This is a genomic window from Dyella kyungheensis (assembly GCF_016905005.1).
Classification (GTDB): domain Bacteria; phylum Pseudomonadota; class Gammaproteobacteria; order Xanthomonadales; family Rhodanobacteraceae; genus Dyella; species Dyella kyungheensis.
On record NZ_JADIKC010000021.1, the window covers coordinates 1 to 1,233 of the forward strand.

Annotated in this window: 2 protein-coding genes and 1 pseudogene; 2 read left to right on the forward strand and 1 reads right to left on the reverse strand. The window is 55.3% G+C overall.

Annotated features, from left to right (window positions below):
- The first annotated feature begins 176 nt into the window (after window positions 1-176).
- Together ISP20_RS21410 and ISP20_RS21415 are read left to right on the forward strand one after the other, a co-directional pair.
- Window positions 177-626 carry a hypothetical protein gene (locus ISP20_RS21410; protein ID WP_204638241.1) on the forward strand — a complete coding sequence of 150 codons (450 nt, stop codon included), beginning with the start codon at window positions 177-179 and terminating at the stop codon, window positions 624-626.
- Window positions 627-684: 58 nt separating this feature from the next.
- Window positions 685-1,071 carry a hypothetical protein gene (locus ISP20_RS21415; RefSeq protein ID WP_204638242.1) on the forward strand — a complete coding sequence of 129 codons (387 nt, stop codon included), beginning with the start codon at window positions 685-687 and terminating at the stop codon, window positions 1,069-1,071.
- A gap of 34 nt (window positions 1,072-1,105) precedes the next feature.
- Here ISP20_RS21415 and ISP20_RS21420 read toward each other — a convergent pair.
- Window positions 1,106-1,233, reverse strand: a pseudogene (locus ISP20_RS21420) (IS30 family transposase); the annotation flags it as partial.

The following is a 1,233-nucleotide window of genomic DNA, read 5'->3' on the forward strand; positions in this document are numbered from 1 at the left end:
CGACTCACCTTGCTGCCATCGGTCCCATATCAGGGTCCGATCCGCGTCTGTGAAATGCTTCCGGGGCATAGCCATGGGCAACACTCCTCACGCTTGGGCGTCTATAGTGTGTTGCGTTGACCGGCTGAAGCCGCAACCCAAAGCGGACATGACCGGCTAAGGTAAAGGGAAGGGAAATGGACGAGGCCGCAATCGCTGACCCGGAGGGCGCTTTGCTCAACTTCATTGGTGAGCTGGGTGAGCTCGAATGGCGAAAATATCAGCGCCGAGCCGTGGTGAAGTTGATCGGTGGCGAGAACCAGATCGAAGACCGATCTGACCTTCCGCCTTTCGTGAGCTTCCGTTTCAAGGATGAGAACGAATCAACGATCCAGAGGCTCTGGGCGGCAGTCGCAAATTTCGAAGGAAACACGCGCTGGGGGCTGTTCGGGCACGAACGTGAGGGTCTAGCCGGAGTTAACTGGACAATTTGCCCAGAAGTCGCGGGGACGGCCCGAGATATCGCGAAGTCCCATGGACGCCCAGTCGGTGATTACATCGCAGAGGTTCAACCAACTCTGGCCGAACTGGCATACGAAGATCTTGCTGGCCTAGAGTCCGCTCTTCGGGTTGAGTTCGGTAGGTAGGCTAAGGTCCGCTTCCGACCCGAAGCAGACAGTTCTCTCTCCGCCAAAAAGGGGTTCTATGCGTTACTGGTTCTTGGTTGTCCTTACCTTGTTGCTGGCCACTTCTCCTGCATTCGCACAGACGAGCGCCCCAAAGATCACTGGGGTCTACAGTAGTCTTCGCTACAACAAGGAAGGCGGTGATTTGCTGGGAATGGAGTTACTAGTGTTCCCCACCAAAGCCGGTGGATATAGTGCTTTTGTGCAGATCGCCGAGGGAGGGGCACCCTTCACGCGAGTCGTTCCCTTCTTCGTGGAAGGATCGCGAATCTCCTTCGTGATACCACTCGAAGGTGCATTTGCCGAGATGCGATTTGAGGGTGAACTGAAGGAAACATCACTAATCATCAGTTTACCTAACAAGGAAAAGCAAACGCTTCGCCGAGGTAAAAGTTACTGGCAGTGATATCCCTCGCTAATGTCCGCTATCGACTGCGGCTTCAGCCGGTCAACGCAACACATTGCTGGAATCGTTCGGCCGGTGTTTCAAAGTTCAACGTTTGGCGCGGTCGCTCATTCAACTCCCGGGCCACGGCGTCGAGTTTAGCCTGCGAGTAGCCCGATAGGT